Annotated in this window: 14 protein-coding genes and 1 pseudogene; 8 read left to right on the plus strand and 7 right to left on the minus strand. The window is 62.5% G+C overall.

The genetic code is table 11. The features are described 5' to 3' along the window. Positions 1 to 146: 146 nt before the first annotated feature. A complete protein-coding gene (locus CCOS864_RS24655) occupies positions 147 to 923 on the minus strand; it encodes an IclR family transcriptional regulator (protein WP_115088824.1) in 777 nt (258 codons plus the stop codon). A 172-nt stretch (positions 924 to 1,095) separates the two neighbouring features. Here CCOS864_RS24655 and CCOS864_RS24660 point away from each other — a divergent pair, with 172 nt between their 5' ends. The 3 genes from CCOS864_RS24660 to CCOS864_RS24665 all read left to right on the plus strand — a co-directional run bounded on the left by CCOS864_RS24660 (position 1,096) and on the right by CCOS864_RS24665 (position 5,665). Next, entirely contained in the window at positions 1,096 to 2,808 is a 1,713-nt protein-coding gene (locus CCOS864_RS24660) for an FAD-dependent oxidoreductase (RefSeq protein WP_115088826.1), read from the plus strand. Positions 2,809 to 2,915: 107 nt separating this feature from the next. Continuing rightward, the gene (locus tag CCOS864_RS28345; protein ID WP_208644393.1) at positions 2,916 to 3,473 is read left to right on the plus strand and encodes a hypothetical protein; all 558 of its coding nucleotides are present in this window, start codon (positions 2,916 to 2,918) and stop codon (positions 3,471 to 3,473) included. Continuing rightward, positions 3,470 to 5,665, plus strand: coding sequence for a beta-eliminating lyase-related protein (locus CCOS864_RS24665; protein WP_244211950.1), 2,196 nt, complete (start codon positions 3,470 to 3,472; stop codon positions 5,663 to 5,665). The genes CCOS864_RS28345 and CCOS864_RS24665 overlap by 4 nt, the downstream gene beginning before the upstream one ends. Before the next feature lie 55 nt (positions 5,666 to 5,720). Here CCOS864_RS24665 and pcaG read toward each other — a convergent pair whose 3' ends face one another. Both pcaG and pcaH read right to left on the minus strand, forming a co-directional pair. Beyond that, positions 5,721 to 6,326, minus strand: coding sequence for a protocatechuate 3,4-dioxygenase subunit alpha (pcaG, locus tag CCOS864_RS24670; RefSeq protein WP_115088828.1), 606 nt, complete (start codon positions 6,324 to 6,326; stop codon positions 5,721 to 5,723). Positions 6,327 to 6,337: 11 nt separating this feature from the next. Next, on the minus strand, positions 6,338 to 7,057 hold the full coding sequence (pcaH, locus tag CCOS864_RS24675; protein ID WP_115088830.1) for a protocatechuate 3,4-dioxygenase subunit beta: 720 nt from the start codon (positions 7,055 to 7,057) through the stop codon (positions 6,338 to 6,340). 200 nt (positions 7,058 to 7,257) lie between these two features. Between pcaH and ypfJ the strand changes: the two genes are divergently transcribed. The 3 genes and pseudogenes from ypfJ to CCOS864_RS28845 all read left to right on the plus strand — a co-directional run bounded on the left by ypfJ (position 7,258) and on the right by CCOS864_RS28845 (position 10,272). Continuing rightward, positions 7,258 to 8,142 carry a KPN_02809 family neutral zinc metallopeptidase gene (gene ypfJ / locus CCOS864_RS24680; RefSeq protein WP_115088832.1) on the plus strand — a complete coding sequence of 295 codons (885 nt, stop codon included), beginning with the start codon at positions 7,258 to 7,260 and terminating at the stop codon, positions 8,140 to 8,142. Positions 8,143 to 8,487: 345 nt separating this feature from the next. Next, a pseudogene (locus tag CCOS864_RS28840) lies at positions 8,488 to 9,417 on the plus strand (methyl-accepting chemotaxis protein); the annotation flags it as partial. A gap of 141 nt (positions 9,418 to 9,558) precedes the next feature. Beyond that, positions 9,559 to 10,272, plus strand: coding sequence for a methyl-accepting chemotaxis protein (locus CCOS864_RS28845; protein WP_420849258.1), 714 nt, complete (start codon positions 9,559 to 9,561; stop codon positions 10,270 to 10,272). A gap of 113 nt (positions 10,273 to 10,385) precedes the next feature. Here CCOS864_RS28845 and ggt read toward each other — a convergent pair whose 3' ends face one another. The 3 genes from ggt to mdaB form a co-directional block, all read right to left on the minus strand. Continuing rightward, a complete protein-coding gene (gene ggt / locus CCOS864_RS24690) occupies positions 10,386 to 12,053 on the minus strand; it encodes a gamma-glutamyltransferase (RefSeq protein WP_115088835.1) in 1,668 nt (555 codons plus the stop codon). 117 nt (positions 12,054 to 12,170) lie between these two features. Continuing rightward, positions 12,171 to 13,067: a LysR family transcriptional regulator gene (locus tag CCOS864_RS24695; RefSeq protein ID WP_115088837.1), complete on the minus strand. Its 897-nt coding sequence runs from the start codon at positions 13,065 to 13,067 to the stop codon at positions 12,171 to 12,173. Positions 13,068 to 13,134: 67 nt separating this feature from the next. Beyond that, the gene (mdaB, locus tag CCOS864_RS24700) at positions 13,135 to 13,725 is read right to left on the minus strand and encodes an NADPH:quinone oxidoreductase MdaB (RefSeq protein ID WP_115088839.1); all 591 of its coding nucleotides are present in this window, start codon (positions 13,723 to 13,725) and stop codon (positions 13,135 to 13,137) included. A 191-nt stretch (positions 13,726 to 13,916) separates the two neighbouring features. Here mdaB and CCOS864_RS24705 point away from each other — a divergent pair, with 191 nt between their 5' ends. Beyond that, positions 13,917 to 14,231, plus strand: a complete 315-nt coding sequence (locus tag CCOS864_RS24705) for a putative quinol monooxygenase (RefSeq protein ID WP_115088840.1) — start codon at positions 13,917 to 13,919, stop codon at positions 14,229 to 14,231. Here CCOS864_RS24705 and CCOS864_RS24710 read toward each other — a convergent pair. Then, positions 14,221 to 14,985 carry a sulfite exporter TauE/SafE family protein gene (locus CCOS864_RS24710; protein ID WP_115088843.1) on the minus strand — a complete coding sequence of 255 codons (765 nt, stop codon included), beginning with the start codon at positions 14,983 to 14,985 and terminating at the stop codon, positions 14,221 to 14,223. The two genes, CCOS864_RS24705 and CCOS864_RS24710, sit on opposite strands and share 11 nt — an antisense overlap. Positions 14,986 to 15,062: 77 nt before the next feature. On the opposite strand from CCOS864_RS24710, the gene CCOS864_RS24715 reads away from it, so the two are divergent. Next, a complete protein-coding gene (locus CCOS864_RS24715; protein WP_115088845.1) occupies positions 15,063 to 15,995 on the plus strand; it encodes a LysR substrate-binding domain-containing protein in 933 nt (310 codons plus the stop codon). Positions 15,996 to 16,013: the final 18 nt, after the last annotated feature.

Below are 16,013 nucleotides of genomic sequence, written 5' to 3' on the forward strand. Positions count from 1 at the left end.
TTGTCTCGGCGAGTTGAATTTGGAAATATTTAGAACTTAGTTCCAATTTCAATGCAAGCAAAAAAACGACACCCATCGCTGGCAAGCCAGCTCCCACAGGTTCGGTGTATGCAGTACCTGTGGGAGCTGGCTTGCCAGCGATGCTTTTAAACGAACAACTCGGACGCAGGACTCGCCGCCGACAACTCCGCTACCGCCGCCAGCAACACCGGCGCCAGTTCGTGCATGCGCGCCTCGCTCATCCGTGCACTGGGACCGGCGACGCTGAGCACCCCCAGCGCGTGGCCGTCGAGCGGGTGACGCACTACTGCCGCCAATGCCGAAGTACCCACCGCCGAACTTTCCACCACCCAGGCATAACCATGCTCGCGGGCAATACGCAGGCGTTCGAGCAGCTCGGCATTGGATTTCGGCGCATTGGGACCGAACTCCGCCGGGTCGGCAATCCCCTGGCGTTCCACCAGCAACAAGGCCTGGGCATCACTCAGGCTGGACAGCCAGGCATGCCCGGAGGCGGTGTAGAACAACGGCGCATCACGGCCCATGTCGGGGTCGTAACGCAAGCCGGAACGGGCGCCCTGGGCCTTGGCGATCCAGGTCTGACGCTCGCCGTCGATCACCCCCAGGCGCACCAGTTCGCCAGTCTGCTGCGCCAGTTGCTCGAGGATCGGCTGGACAATATCGGCGCCACTGCTGGCCAGGTAGCGAAAGCCCATGGCCACCAGGCGAGTGCTCAGGTGATAGCGGCTGCTCTCGGCGTTCTGGCGCACATAGCCCAGGCGCATCAGCTCGGCGAGCATGCGGTGGGTGGCGCTCTTGGGGATGTCCAGCTCTTCGGCCAGGGTCTGCAGGGGCAGCCCGCGCGGGGCGCTGGTAAGGCGTTCGAGAAGGTTGAACGCGCGTTCGATCTGACTGCCGGCCATGGTCATGGTCCCTGAAATTTGTGCCGATTCTAAAGAGCCCCGGCGAAAGCGCAAATCACTGTCCGATCTTCGCCCACTTTGTCGTGGCACGCCTTGGCTGAGCGATCTCTCGAACCATAGAATATGGAATCAAGTTCCAAAATATAACAAAACTTGTTGGAGGAGACTGCTCATGCCCGTCGACACCCCGCTGGTCGAATGCGATGTACTGGTCATCGGTTCCGGCGCCGCCGGACTGGCCGCTGCGGTGACTGCCGCCTGGCATGGTGAAAAAGTCATCGTGGTCGAAAAAGACCCGGTGTTCGGCGGTGCCACGGCCTGGTCCGGCGGCTGGATGTGGGTGCCGTGCAACCCGCTGGCACAGCGCGCCGGGATCATCGAAGAGCGCGCCCAGCCGCGCAGCTACCTGGAGCATGAACTGGGCGAGCGTTTCGATGCGCCAATGATCGATGCGTTCCTGGAAGCTGCGCCCAACATGGTGTCGTTCTTCGAGCGCCATACCCAACTGAAATTTGCCGACGGCAACGGCATTGCCGACATTCACGGCAACACCCCCGGCGCCGGCACCGGCGGGCGTTCGGTAATTGCGGCGCCTTACGACGGGCGCCAGGTGGGTAAGAAGCTGCTCAAGCGCCTGCGCAAAACCCTGCGCGAAACCTCGTTCATGGGCATGCCGATCATGGCCGGCAAGGACCTCGGTGCCTTCCTCACCCTCACCCGTTCCTGGCGTTCGCTAATGCACGTGAGCAAGCGTTTCAGCCGCCACCTGCTCGACCTGGCGATCCACGGCCGGGCCCTGCAACTGGTCAATGGCGTAGCGCTGATTGCGCGATTGGCCAAATCGGCTGAAGACCTTGGCGTGTTGCTCTGGGAGTCAGCAGCGGCTCGCCAGTTGATCCAGGATCAGGGCCGGGTAAGCGGTGCCGTTATTGAAACCACCCGCGGGCCGATCCGCATCCATGCCCGCAAGGCCGTGGTACTGGCCGCCGGCGGCTTTGCCAATGACGTCGAACGGCGCAAGGCGCTGTTCCCGCGAACACCCACCGGCCACGAGCACCTGGCCCTGCCGCCGCTGGGCGCCAACGGTGACGGCCTGCGCCTGGGCGAAAGCGTTGGCGGCCAGGTTGCCGATGACTTGCACAGCCCGGTGGCTTGGGCGCCGGTGTCGCGGGTGCCGCACACGGACGGCAGCATTGGGCATTTCCCGCACATCATTGATCGGGCCAAGCCCGGCATCATCGGCGTGCTCGCCGACGGCAAGCGCTTCGTCAACGAGGCCGACGGCTACTACGACTACGTCAGCGCCATGGTCGCCCAGGCGCCCGGGGACAAGGTCGAGTCGTGGTTGATCTGCAGCCATGCCTTCCAGCGTCGTTATGGCCTGGGCATCTCGCGGCCGTTTCCTTTACCGGTGCAGCCGTTGATCAATTCCGGCTACCTGAAAACCGGCGATAGCCTCGAAGCCCTGGCGCGGGCCTGCGGGATTGACGCTCAGGGCCTGGTCGCGACGGTCGCCGAGTACAACCTGCATGCCCGCAACGGCGAAGACCCGCAGTTCGGGCGCGGCTCCACGCCTTACAACCGCAAACAGGGTGATGCCCTGCACGGGCCCAATCCGTGCGTGGCGCCGATCGAACAGGGGCCGTTCTATGCGGTGAAAGTCGAACCGGGCTGCTTCGGCACCTTTGCCGGGCTCAGGACCAACGCCCATGCGCAGGTACTGGACGAGCAGCGGCAGGCGATTGCCGGGCTGTATGCGGTGGGCACTGACATGGCCAGCATTATGGGCGGGCACTACCCGGCGGGCGGGATCAATCTGGGGCCGGCGGCGACGTTCGGCTATATCGCCGGGCGGCATATTGCCGGGGTGACAGATTACGAGTAAGGCGTACCTTGCAGCATGGCATCCCAGGGAAAGCAGACAGGCTGCTCACGATTATCCGCCACGCCAATACTTCACGGCCCCGGCGACCGTTCAAAAGGAATTGAATCGTGAACAACCTGACCCTACCCGATGGCGACGCAAAGCCAATCGATCAACTGTTTTCCTGTACCACTGCCCGCGTTGACTTGTGGCGTGAGCTCAACGCCCTGTGTCGCCGCTGGCGCAACTGCAAAGATCAGCCCGCTAGCGCGAAGGTCCAGCAGCAATGCCTTGCCCAACTCGAGCAGCTTGCGCAATTGGAGGCTTACCAGGCCTACCCGGGCCCTCGCCTGCTGGCCCTGCTGGTCGAACGCGTAGCAGCGGGCAATGGCATCGGAGCCCTGCATCTGGCTCAGCGCATCAGCAGTTCGCTGCTCGACCGCAGTTACAAGCAAGACGCAAACGACTGGGAGGCCAGCGAAGACCTGCCCGACGCACCCGCGCCCCGTAGTTTCGCCGCTGCGTCCGCACATCGTCCGTATTTCGAAACACTGATTGTCAGCCCCGCGCCAATCTCGACATGGCCGCAGCACCTTCAGGCCATTCGCCAGTTGCGCCGCCACCAGGACCCCTTCATCTACGAGCCCGTCATGACGGCTCCTTTGAGGATGCGTTGCTCGCGGTGATACTCAACGTCAACCTGCAAGCGGTCGTGATCTACGAAGGTTTCGCTTTTACATCGAGCTGTCGCGCCGCCTGGGTGCGTGAGCTGCTGGCCCCACACCTGGGCAACAGCCCGGACGACGAAGACTCCACGAACCTGGCCTTGCCACTGGCCCGAGCGATCAAGTCCATCAGGCCGGAGCTCGATATCCTGCTGCTCAGCGATCGTCAGGTTGAGCGAATTGCCGGTGATGAAGACTACGCGTTCATCAGCCGGGTGTTCTACGAAGTCGAGGAGCCGCTGGAGATCCACCTGAGCCTGCTGCAAGGCGTTGCAAAACGCTATGAAACGCCGTTTTTCAACAACCTGAAACACTATGCTCAACGTCCTATCGGCACCTTCCATGCGCTGCCCATTGCCCGCGGAAAATCGATATTCAAGTCGAACTGGATCCGCGACATGGGCGAGTTCTACGGCATCAACCTGTTTCTGGCCGAAAGCTCCGCCACCACGGGCGGGCTCGACAGCCTGCTAGAGCCCACCGGCAACATCAAAAAGGCCCAGGACCGGGCAGCCCATGCGTTCGGCGCACAGCAGGCGTTTTTCGTCACCAATGGCACCTCGACCTCGAACAAGATCGTTGAACAAGCCCTGCTTGCGCCCAGTGACATTGTGATTGTCGATCGCAACTGCCACAAGTCACACCACTACGCCATGGTTCTGACCGGCGCCTACCCGCTGTATGTCGAAGCCTACCCGCTGCCCCGATACTCGATGTACGGCGCAGTGCCACTGAGCGCTATCAAGCAAGCGCTACTCGACCTGAAAAAGGAAGGAAAGCTGCATCGGGTCAAACTGCTGGTGTTGACCAACTGCACCTTCGATGGTCATGTCTACAACACCTTCCGGGTCATGGAAGAATGTCTGGCGATCAAACCGGACCTGGCCTTTCTCTGGGATGAAGCCTGGTTTGGCTTTGCACGCTTTTCACCCCTGCTGCGTCGTCGAACCGGCATGGGCGCCGCCGCACAACTCAAGCAGGCGCTCAGTTGCCCGCAGTACCGGCACGCCTTCGAATGCCAGCGCGAACGACTGCAAGCGCTTGCTGCCGATGACCCTGCGCTGCTGCAGGAGCACCTGCTGATGGACCCGGACACCACCCGCGTGCGCGTCTACCAGACCAACTCCACCCATAAGTCTATGTCGGCGCTGCGCCAGGGCTCGATGATCCTGGTCGACGATCAGGACTTCCATCACGTCGAAGCATCGTTCCGCGAGGCGGTATTTACCCACACGTCCACCTCCCCCAATCAGCAAATCATTGCTTCCCTTGATGTTGCCCGTCGGCAAATGGAGCTGGAAGGCTATGAACTGGTGATGTCGGCAACCCAGTTGGCCTTCGACATCCGTCGAGAGGTCAGCCGCCACCCGCTAATATCAAAGTATTTCAAGATACTCACGATCGAGGACCTGGTGCCAACGGTCTATCGGGCTTCAGGGCTGCAGGATTACCTGGCCAAGGGTACTGCGTGGTCCACCGTCGTCGATGCCCTGAACACCGATGAAGTCGCCCTGGACCCTACCCGCCTGACGCTGGTCTGTGGCCATGCAGGCTTTGACGGCACCACGTTCAAGAACTTGCTGACCAACCGCTACGATGTTCAGTTGAACAAGACCTCTCGCAACAGCGTGCTGCTGCAAACCAACATCAACAACACTCGCAGTGACGTAGCACACCTGATCCGGGTGCTGGTACGAATCAGCCGCGAACTGGAGGATCGCCTGCGCACCAGTGATGGCAAACTGCGGGACACCTTCAATGCCCGAGTCCAGTCACTCATGGAAGATGTGCCGGACCTGCCCGACTTCAGCTGTTTCTACCCCGCTTTTCGTGAGTCGGCGAACAGCAGTACGGCAGAAGGAGACATTCGCAGTGCTTACTACAAAGCCTACGACAGCGCAGCGTGCGAGCATATTCGTCTGTTCGACAAAACCATCGACGAACGCCTGGAAAACGGCCCGCCGCTGATCTCGGCAAACTTCGTGATCCCCTATCCGCCGGGGTTTCCAATCCTGGTACCGGGGCAGGTGATCACTGCTGAAACGCTCTCGTTCATGCGCAAGCTCGATGTGAAAGAGATTCATGGCTACAACGCCGATGAAGGCTTGAAACTGTTGAAGTCTGAATCCATCGGCGTTACGACACCACGCTGATCAGAACAAAAAGCCCGCCAATGGCGGGCTTTGCTCATGTCACTCGCTTCAACATTCAAAAATCGAAGAATACCGTCTCGCCTTCACCCTGAATGCGGATATCAAACCGATACGCCAGCTTGCCGTCTACCTCGCAACGGGTCGCAACCAGCGTCTCGCGCCGCTGCGGCTGCTCGATCAGGTTGAGCACCGGGCACTTGGCATTGGCCTCGGCTTCGTCATCGAAGTACAGGCGGGTCTGCAGGTGGATGTTGATGCCACGGGCAAACAGGCTGATGTTGATGTGCGGCGCCATCGGCACGCCCGCGGCGTTGTTCGCCACACCCGGCTTGATGGTGTGCAAGGCCCACTCACCGGCATCGAACGTCGTGGCCGTGCGGCCGAAGCTGTTGAACGGTTTTTCCGGATCGAAGTCGCCCTGGTAGTCGCCATTGTGGTCGGCCTGCCAGAACTCCAGGAACGAGTCGCGCACCAGATGGCCGTTGCCGTCATAGACATTGCCGAACACCAGGATGTGCTCGCCCGGGGCGTCAGTCCGCGCCATGCGGTTCCAGATCTCCTGGTCGCGGGTCGGGTTGCCGGCGGCCTCCAGGGCCAGGCCGATGTGCACGTAGGGGCCGGCGGTCTGCGAAGGGGTTTCCGGCAGCAGTTCGATAGGCATGGGGCACCTCCTCAGCAGTTTTCGAAGTGGGTCTTGCGCTGCCCGCGCAACACGATGTCAAAGCGGTAGGCCAGGCAATCCATGGGGTTGGCATTGCTCATGTCCAGCCGTGCGATCAGGCTCTGCACCGCGTCAGGGTTGGCAATCGACTTGACGATCGGGCACATCGGGATCAACGGATCGCCTTCGAAATACAGCTGGGTGATCAAGCGCGTGGCAATCGACGGGCCGCTGATCGACACATGGATATGCGCCGGACGCCAGTCGTTGGGGCCGTTGCGCCAGGGGTACGGACCCGGCTTGATGGTGCGGAAGCTGTAGTAGCCTTGGCTGTCGGTCAGGGCCCGGCCGACGCCACCAAAGTTGGGGTCCAGCGGCGCCAGGTAGCGGTCGTTCTTGTGCCGGTAGCGGCCACCGGCGTTGGCTTGCCAGATCTCGACCAGGGTGTGCGGGATCGGTTTGCCGTGCTGGTCGCAGACGCGGCCGGCCAGGACGATGCGCTCACCGATCGGCAGGCCGCCGTTGTTGAAGTTGAGCAGCAGGTCGTGGTCGTGCGGGCCGAACTTGAGGTGCGAGAAATCCGGGCCGGTGCTTTCGCTGACCGACTGCGGGATGCTCACCAGGGCCTGGCGCGGCGAACGGGCGACGGAAGTCTTGTAGTCCGGGGTGAAGGCTTTCGGGTGCCAGTTGCGATCACGGATAGCGAAGCGACTGTTGTCTTGCGCAGACATGCCGTTCTCCTGTCTTGGAATTATTGGAGGGCCTGGGCGTGGCAGGCGAGCATGCAGTTTCCGGTATGCGGGGCCCGGCGAATACTGAAAAGAACCGCACCATACATAACCAAATGGTTATGAATAGATCAGGAATCTGACAGAGCCCCACGCGGTGAACTAATCTTTGTCCTCATGTTTCCAAGCTCCGGAGAGCACTCATGCAATGGCGAAAAGGCAGGCGTAGCGACAATGTGGTCGATGCCCGTGGCGAGGGCGGTGGCGGCATGCGCTTCGGCGGTGGCAAAGGCCTGAGCATCGGCGCGATCCTGTTGATTGTCGGGATTGGCTGGATCACCGGCCAGGACCCGCTGCAGATCCTCGGCCAACTGGCCGGGCAGATGGGCCAGGAACAGACCGCACCGGTCAGCCCTGGCACCGGCAAGGCGCCGCCGGCCAACGACGAGCAGGCGGAATTCGTACGGTCCGTGCTGGGCGACACCGAAGACACCTGGAAGGCCATCTTCGCCCAGGCCGGCCGCCAGTACAAAGACCCCAACCTGATCCTGTTCAGCGGCCAGATCAACTCGGCCTGCGGCTTCGCCTCTTCGGCGGTCGGCCCGTTCTATTGCCCGGCCGACCAGAAGGTCTACCTGGACATGAGCTTCTTCCGCGAAATGGAGCAGCGTTTCTCGGCCGCCGGCGACTTCGCCCAGGCCTACGTGATCGCCCACGAAGTCGGCCACCATGTGCAAACCCTGCTCGGCGTCTCGGCCAAGGTCCAGGCCGCGCGCCAGCGTGGCGAGCGCATGGAAGGCGACAACGGCTTGCTGGTGCGCCAGGAACTGCAGGCCGACTGCCTGGCCGGCGTCTGGGCTTTCCAGGCGCAAAAACGCTTGAACTGGCTGGAGCCCGGCGATATCGAAGAGGCCCTGAACGCCGCCAACGCCATCGGCGACGACCGTCTGCAGCAGCAGGGCCAAGGCCGGGTGGTCCCGGATTCGTTCACCCACGGCACCTCGCAACAGCGCCAGCGCTGGTTCAAGACCGGCTTCGCCAAGGGCGATATAAACCAGTGCGACACCTTTAGCGCACGCTCGCTCTGACCCGCCTGCCCCACCGTTTCGCGGCCACCTGAAGTCTCAGGCTGGCCGCAGAAATGCCCTGTTACCTACCGCTGATCATTTTTGCTGAAAAAGCGTTTCAGCTCCGGCGCAAGCCGCCGATAAACCCTGCTCAGAACATCGGCTGGCCATCAATAACAACAACCTTCCACCGATTCGGATCAAGAAGCACAACGTTCCTGGAGGGATTGCATGAATAGCTGGTTTGCCAACATCAGCGTCAACCTGAAACTCGGCCTGGGCTTTGGCCTGGTGCTGTTGCTTACCGGCCTGCTGGCCCTGACCGGCTGGAACAGCCTGGGCAGTCTGATCAATCGCAGTAACTGGATGAGTGACATCACCCAGCTCAACAGCGACTTGACCAACCTGCGCATCACCCGCCTGCAGTACATGCTGACCAACGGCGACGATGCGGCGGCCGGTAACGTTCAGGTCAAGCTCAATGCCTTCAGCGAACAGCAGCAAAAACTGCTGAAGAGCTTCAAGAGCCCCGAGAACATCAAGCTGCTCCAGGACCTGGGCCAGACCATCAGCGAATACCAGGTGTCGATCAACAAGATGCGCGCCGGCTACAAGACCAGCCTGGCCGCTCGCGATTCGATGAACCAGGCCGCGGCCCGCGCCATCGAGCTGATCGAAGCGATCAACCGCGACGTGCTGGCCCTGCCCGAGGGTGACGCCAGCCGCCTGGAGCAGTTCCGCACCACCACCCAGGCCAAGGAACAACTGCTGCTGGTACGCCTGGCCGTGCGCAGCTACATCGCTGACATCAGCAGCGAGACCGAGCAACTGGCCTTGCGTCAGCTCGACACCGCCCTGGCCGAAATCGCCAGCCTGAACCGCCAGCTGCCTGGCGAAGCCGCGCGCATCAAGCAGTTCGAGACTGCCGTCATGGCTTACCGTGATGCCGTGCGCCAGTTCCGCGACGCCACCGCTGATATCGCCGTGTCACGTCAGGAGATGACCGTTCAAGGTGCCGACATCGTCAAGACCAGCGACGCCCTGTACCAGATCCAGCTCGACCGTCGCGACATTGAAAGCGCTCAGGCCCGCACCCTGCAGCTGACCGCCACCTTGCTGGCGCTGCTGGTCGGTGTACTGGCCGCCGTGATCATCACCCGGCAGATCACCCGTCCGCTGCGCGAGACCCTGGCCGTGGTCGAGAAGATCGCCGCCGGCGACCTGACCCACAACCTGCGCGTCACCCGCCGCGACGAACTGGGTGTGCTGCAGCAAGGCATCCAGCGCATGGGCTCGACCCTGCGCGACCTGATCACCGGTATCCGCGACGGCGTCACCCAGATCGCCAGCGCCGCCGAAGAGCTGTCGGCCGTCACCGAAGAAACCAGCGCCGGGGTCAACAGCCAGAAGGTTGAAACCGACCAGGTCGCCACCGCCATGCACGAAATGGCTGCCACTGTTCAGGAAGTCGCGCGCAATGCCGAGCATGCTTCCGAGGCTGCCACCGAAGCTGATGGCCAGGCTCGCGCCGGTGACCAGGTAGTCGCCGAAGCGATCAGGCAGATTGAACGCCTGGCCGAAGAAGTGCACCGCTCCACCGAGGCCATGGGCCAACTGCAGCAGGAAAGCCAGAAGATCGGCAGCGTCATGGACGTGATCAAGTCGGTGGCCGAGCAAACCAACCTGCTGGCGCTCAACGCTGCCATCGAAGCGGCCCGCGCCGGTGAAGCCGGTCGTGGTTTTGCCGTGGTGGCCGACGAGGTTCGCGGCCTGGCCCAGCGCACGCAGAAATCCACCGAAGAGATCGAAGAGCTGGTCGCTGGCCTGCAGAGCGGTACCCAGCAGGTGGCCAACGTGATGCTCGGCAGCCGCAACCTGACCGACAGCAGCGTCGAGCTCACCCGCAAGGCCGGTGCCTCGCTGGAAAGCATCACCCGCACCGTGTCGAACATTCAGTCGATGAACCAGCAGATTGCTGCAGCGGCGGAGCAGCAGAGCGCGGTGGCCGAGCAGATCAGCCGCAGCATTCTCAATGTGCGCGATGTGTCCGAACAGACGGCGGCGGCCAGCGATGAGACCGCAGCGTCGAGTGTTGAACTGGCGCGCCTGGGTAACCAGTTGCAAACCATGGTCAGCCACTTCCGCGTCTGACCCGCTGAAGCCGGGGCTGCTTTGCAGCCCATCGCCGGCAAGTCCGGCTCCCACAATGGATCTGTTTACACCGAACCCTGTGGGAGCTGGCTTGCCAGCGATAGCTTCACCACTTATTTAACAATCTGCCCCACTCCCCGCCCACGCGGATCGGAAGCGGTTTCCAGCGCCGTGCCATTAACCCGGATGGCCTGGATGTCGCCCATCTCCCAACCCTGATCTTCCAGGGTGTAGCCCATCTTCTTCAGCTCTTCAGCGACCTTGCCGTTAAGCGGTGCAAAGGCATCGAAATAAATGGTGTCCTTGGGCAGCAACTGGTGATGCACGCGCTGCGCAGCCACGGCTTTTTCCAGCGGCAGGTTGTAGTCATAGAGGTTGTTCAGCACCTGGAAGATCGAGGTGAAGATCCGCGAACCACCCGGGGTACCCAGCACCAGGGTGACATTGCCATCGCGAGTCACCAGGCTCGGGCTCATCGACGAGAGCATGCGTTTGCCCGGCTCGATCGCGTTGGCATCGCCACCGACCACACCAAAGGCGTTGGCCACACCCGGCTTGGAACTGAAGTCGTCCATTTCGTCGTTGAGCAAAAAGCCCGCGCCCTTGACCACCACGCCGCTGCCGTAGTCCCAGTTCAGGGTGTAGGTGTTGCTGACCGCGTTACCGTCCTTGTCGACGATGGAGAAGTGCGTGGTCTGGTGCGGTTCGAGGCCCGGGCGGACTTTCGCGGTTTCCGAGATGGCCGTCGGGTTTACCTCCTGGGCGCGCTTGGCAATGTAGTCCTTGGCGATCAGTTGCTCGACCGGCACCTTGGAGAACGCCGGGTCGCCGAGGTAGTCGGCGCGGTCGGCAAACACGCGTTTTTCGATTTCGGCCAACAGGTGGATGTAGCGCGCCGAGTTCAGCTCGACACCCTTGAAGTCAGCGGCGCGCGCTTCCTTGATGCCCAGCAGCTGGGCCAGGGCGATACCGCCCGAGCTTGGCAGCGGCGCGGTGTAGACGGTGTTGCCACGCCAGTCGATCTTCATCGGCTCACGCCACACCGCTTTGTAATCCTTGAGGTCGTCCTTGCTGATCAGGCCCTTGTCGGCCTGCATCTGCGCCACCAGCAGGTCGGCGGTCTTGCCCTGGTAGAACTCGCTGACGCCCTTGTCGGCAATGCGCTCCAGGGTTTGTGCCAGCTCCGGCTGCTTGAAGGTCTCGCCGACTTTCATGCTGCCGAAATAGTCGTTGAAGTTGGTGCTGTCCTTGAACAGGCCCAGGGCATCTTCGCGGTACTGGTACTGCTTGGACGCGACCTTGAAGCCATTCTTGGCATAGCCAACCGCCGGGGTCAGCAGCTCGGCCCAGGGCAGCTTGCCGAATTTCTGATGCGCCTCCCACAGCCCCATCACCGTGCCAGGCACGCCAGCGGCACGGGAGCCGACCAGGCTGAGGTTCTCGATGATCTCGCCCTTGTCGTCCAGGTACATGTTGCGACTGGCGGCCTTCGGCGCGGTTTCGCGGTAGTCGAGGAAGTAGGCCTTGCCGTCGACATAGAGGGTCATGAAACCACCGCCACCGATGTTGCCCGCCTCGGGGTAGGTGACCGCCAGGGTGAAGGCGGTGGCCACTGCCGCGTCCACCGCGTTGCCGCCTTTTTTCAGGATATCGGCGGCGACCTGTGCACCATATTGATCGGGTGCAGCGACCGCACCGCCCTCCAGGCTAACCGCGTAAGCCGCGTTACTGGCGAGGATCGCGGCGCCGAGGGCCAGGGATCGGAACATCACAACGCGCATGAGAGCTTCCTTAGTGTTGTTTTCGTTGAACAGCCATTAAGGCTGATGTCAGACGAGTTATCAAACACGGCAGGAAATTTCGCCGCTCACAGGCAGAAGCTGTCGCGGATGGATGCTTCAGCAGGCGTAGATCGCCAGCTTGTTCTGGATGAAATCGAGAAAGCACTGGATGCGCAGCGCCAGCTGGGTGTTGCGGTAGTACACCGCATTGATCGGCTGGCGATAGCCACTGTTGTGCTCGGGCAGGAGCACCTGCAGGCGCCCGCTGCGGATGTCTTCATGGGTCATGAAGTGCGACAGGCAGACGATGCCTTCACCGGCCAGGGCCAGTTCGCGCAGGGTTTCACCGCTGGAGGCCGACAGCGCCGGGCGGATCAGCAGGCGATCGCCTTCGGCATGGCGCAGTGGCCAGTGGTTGAGGGTCTCGGTCTGGGTGAAGCCAAGCAGCGCATGGCCTTGCAGGTCTTCAACCTGCTCGGGCGTGCCATGCCGGGCCAGGTACTCGGGGCTGGCCAGCAGGTTCAACGGGCTGCAACCGAGCGCGCGGGCATGCAGGCTGGAGTCGGCCAGCTCGCCGATGCGAATGGCAACGTCGGTGCTCTGTTCGATCAGGTCGATGATCAAATCGCTGGTGTTGAGCTCCAGCTGGATCTGCGGGTACAGCGCGCGGAACTCACCGACCCAGGGCACGATGGCGTGCAGCATGAACGGCAGCGCGGCGTTGATGCGCAAGCGCCCGGACGGCGTCTGGTGGTGCACCGACAGATGCTCTTCGAGCTCGTCCATCTGCTGCAGGATCGACTTGGCCCGCTCGAAGAAAAACCGCCCTTCTTCGGTCAGGTCCATGCGCCGGGTGGTGCGGTTGATCAGGGTGGTGCCGAGCTTGGTTTCCAGGCGCGACAGGGTCCGGCTGATCGCCGACGGCGTCTGCCCACCCTGCTCGGCAGCCGCGGAAATCGAGCCGCACTCGATCACCGAGACGAACACCTGCAATTCATCGGACCTGGCTTTCACAGCTGTACCCCGGGGTTGGCAACAGCCGTGATAGATAGCCGCTTGGCGCGGCCAGCGCAAGGCTTCATCAGGCTTGAGCCTGGAAAACCTCGGCCAGGTGCTGCTCGTAGGCGGCCACGGCGGCTTCGACGTTGGGGCGCTTCATCACATCCTCGGCAAGGTAGGTCGGCAGGCCGCTCATGCCGAGGAACTGGTTGGCCTTGTGGAACGGGAAGTACACCGCGTCCACGCCCTTGCCTTCGAAGAAGTCGCTGGGGTCGTCGAAGGCTTGCTGCGGTGCATTCCAGGTCAGCGACAGCATGTACTGCTTGCCCTGGATCAAGCCGCCGCTGCCGTACTTTTGCGAAGCATCGGATCGGGTGCGGCCGTCGCTGGCGTAGAGGCTACCGTGGCCGGCGGTGAAGACTTCGTCCAGGTACTGCTTGACGGTCCACGGCGCGCCCATCCACCAGCCAGGCATCTGATAGATGATGACGTCGGCCCAGAGGAACTTCTGCACCTCTTCGGCGTTGTCGTAGCCGCCGTCGATGTAGGTGGTCTTGACGTCGAAACCGGCGCGGTCAAGGAATGCCAGTGCGGTTTCATGCAGGGTTTCGTTCAGGCGGCCATCGGAGTGGGCGAATTTTTTACCACCGTTGAGCAACAGGACTTTTTTCATGGGGTGCCTCATCTGTGTTCGATCAGGGGCAACGGAGCCTGTGACCGAGTGAATTTGATGGCGGCAGAATAGGGGTCGGCCTCGCGGGGAAACAGCCGCGCCGGGGCAAAATACATTTGACCAAAAAGCACGAATAGCACGCTTATTGTTGCCTTAGAATCGTTTCACCCCTTCCTTTCAGAGGCCTCTTCATGAGCGAGCAATACGGTTTCATCCTCAAAGCCAAGACCCGTCCGGAAATGTCCGAAGCCTTCGAAGCGCTGTTTCGCGCCTACGTCGAGCCAAGCCGAGAGGAACCGGGCTGCGTCGAATACCACATGCTGCGCGACCAGCAAGACCCAAGCCTGTTCGTCTTCTACGAGATCTGGGCCAGCAAGGCGGCGCTGGATGTGCACTCGGCCCTGCCGCACATGGCGGCGTTTTTCGAGAAGCGCATGGACTACCTGGAGCGTGACTTCGATATCCAGTTGATCGACATGCTCAGCCCCTCTTCGGCTAGCCGTTGAGCAACAGGTGCGCGCCAAGCAGGGCCAGGCCGGTAAAGAAGCAGCGCTTGAACAGCACGGCGCTGATGCGCTGACGCAGCCACTGGCCGCCGAGCATGCCCAGCAGCGCCGGCGCCAGCACCAGCAATGACGCGCCCAGGGCCTGCGCACCCAGCGCATCCTGGCCCGCCAGGCCGATCGCCAGGGCCAGGGTCGAGACGCTGAACGACAGGCCCAGGGCCTGGACCATTTCGTCGCGGCTCAGGCCCAGGCTCTGCAGGTAAGGCACCGCAGGAATCACAAACACCCCGGTGGCAGCGGTGATCACCCCGGTGCTCAGCCCGCAGAGCGGCCCAAGCCAGGGTTCATGTGCAGCCGCCAGGCGCACTGCTCGGCCGAACAGGCCGTACAACGCATACGCCAGTAACGCCCCGCCCAAGGCACGCGCCGCCCACTCGCCACTGTTGATGCCCAGCCAGGCGCTGCCCAGCAAGGTGCCGACAAAAATCATCGCCAGCATCGGCCACAGCCTTTTCAGCAGGGCCCGCAAGTGTCCACCAAAGGCCAGTTGCCAGAGGTTGGTCAGGGTCGAGGGCACGATCAGCAAGGCCGCTGCCTGCGCCGGGGACATAGCCATACCGAGCAGGCCCATGGCTATGGTCGGCAGGCCCAGGCCAATCACGCCCTTCACCGCGCCGGCCAGCACGAAGGTCGCCAGAACCAGCAGCGTCAGCGCTGGACCGATATCCTGATAGAAGCCGAACAAGGTAGTCATGGCGCTATCCTGCACCTCGCCACCGAGGCTGAAAATCTGCCATATACTCAGCCAGACTATTGCCCAGGAAGAGGCTGATGCATTTCGATCTGATTGACCTGCGACTGTTCCAGCACACCCTGGAGTGCGGCAACATCACCGCTGGCGCCCAGCGCAGCCACCTGTCGCTGCCGGCCGCCAGCGCGCGCATCCGCGCCATGGAAAGTTCGTTGGGCACACCGCTGCTCGAACGCAACCGCCGTGGCGTGCAGGCCACGCCTGCGGGACAGGCGCTGCTGCAGCATGCCCGGCTGATCGCCCAGCAGGTCGAACGCCTGCAGTTCGACCTCGGGCAGTACGCCCAGGGCCTGCAGGGCCAGGTGCGACTGCTGTGCAACACCGCAGCGTTGACCGAATACCTGCCGGAGCTGCTTGCCGGGTTTCTTCAGCAGTACCCGGCCATCGACCTCGATATCCATGAACTGCCGAGCCTGCGCATCGTTCAGGCGATCACCCAGGGCGTGGCGGATATCGGCATCATTTCCAGCGCGGTGGCCAGCGAACACCTGCAGACCCTGGCGTTTCGCGACGACCCGCTGGTACTGATCATGCCGCCCGCTCACCCACTGGCCGTCGACGCCAGCCTGCGCTTTGCCGACACCCTCGGCCACGGCTACGTCGGCCTGCAGGCCGACAGCGCCCTCGCCCTGCACCTTGAAGAGCAGGCCCTGCACCTGGGCCGGCGCCTGCAAGTCCGGGTGCGCGCCGAAGGCTTCGACGGGGTGATCCGCATGGTCGCCCATGGCGCCGGTTTGGGAATCGTGCCACTGGCAGCGGTACAGCGCTGGCAGGGCGTGTTGCCGTTGCACAGCCTGGCGCTAAACGAGCCGTGGGCCAACCGTCAGTTGCGCCTGTGCAGCCGGGATTTTGCCGGCCTGCCCGGGCATGCGCAGGCCTTGCTCGACTGCCTGAGTGCCGGCGCTATTGCTCCGGCAGGGGCAATCCACCGACAATCGCCCCCGCGGACCTAGTTGTTGCTGCACTGATCG

Origin of the sequence: Pseudomonas wadenswilerensis (genome assembly GCF_900497695.1) — a bacterium.
Taxonomy (GTDB): domain Bacteria; phylum Pseudomonadota; class Gammaproteobacteria; order Pseudomonadales; family Pseudomonadaceae; genus Aquipseudomonas; species Aquipseudomonas wadenswilerensis.